Below are 859 nucleotides of genomic sequence, written 5' to 3'. Positions count from 1 at the left end.
GCCGGCAAGTGCCGCCAGGGCATCCGGGGTGCTGAACTCGCCCAGATCGCCGCCGACGGCGGCGAGGAATTCTGCTCCGAGCACGGCGCCGATGCCGGGGACGCTCAGGACGATACCGGCGAGTCCGTGCTCGCGAAACCTGCCCTCGATGAGATTGTCCATCTCGCGGACCTGCTCGTTGAGGGTCATCACCTCCTCGGCCAGAGTGTGGACCAGCTTGTCGATGGTCTTCTCGCCCGGGACGGAGGTGTGCTGCCGCTCGGCGGCCTCTACGGCTGTCTCGGCAAGGGCCTTCGCGTCGCGGACATCGCGGTTGGCCAGCCACTTCGTCAGCCGGGCGACGCCGGCTCGGCGGATAGCGGCCGGGGTCTGATAGCCGGTCGGCAGCTTGAGCGGGCCAGTGTGGTCACATCCAGGGCCCGCTCCAGAGCCGGGAACATGCTCAGCATGGTCCCGCGCAGGCGGTTCACCGAGCGGGTCCGGTCCTCGACCAGGTCGGCGCGGCGGCCGGTCAGCAGCTTCAGCTCGATTGCGGCCTCGTCGCCCGGGCGGATGGGCCGCAGGTCACGGCGCATTCTGGCCTGGTCGGCGATGGCATAAGCATCGCGGGCGTCAGTCTTGCCCTCCCCGCGGTAGCCGTCGGAGGCCCGGTTGACCACCCGCCCGGGCATGTAGATGGCTTCCTGGCTGTGGCCCACGGGCAGGGCCAGCAGCAGGGCGGGCTCGCCGCCGGTCATGTCGATGGCCCAGGTGACCTGACGGCCGTCGGCCAGGGCCAGGACGTCGCTGATCAGCTTCAGCAGCTCGGGTTCGTCGTTGGCGACCCGTCGCGACAGCAGCGTCTTGCCATCCGCGTCCA

Annotated in this window: 1 pseudogene; it reads right to left on the bottom strand. The window is 70.1% G+C overall.

From position 1 onward, the window contains the following. Positions 1-859 (bottom strand): annotated as a pseudogene (locus IF89_RS39395) (IS110 family transposase); the annotation flags it as partial.

The organism is Streptomyces sp. NRRL F-2664, assembly GCF_000719345.1.
Classification (GTDB): Bacteria; Actinomycetota; Actinomycetes; order Streptomycetales; family Streptomycetaceae; genus Streptomyces.
This window is presented reverse-complemented; position numbering and strand designations above follow the sequence as displayed.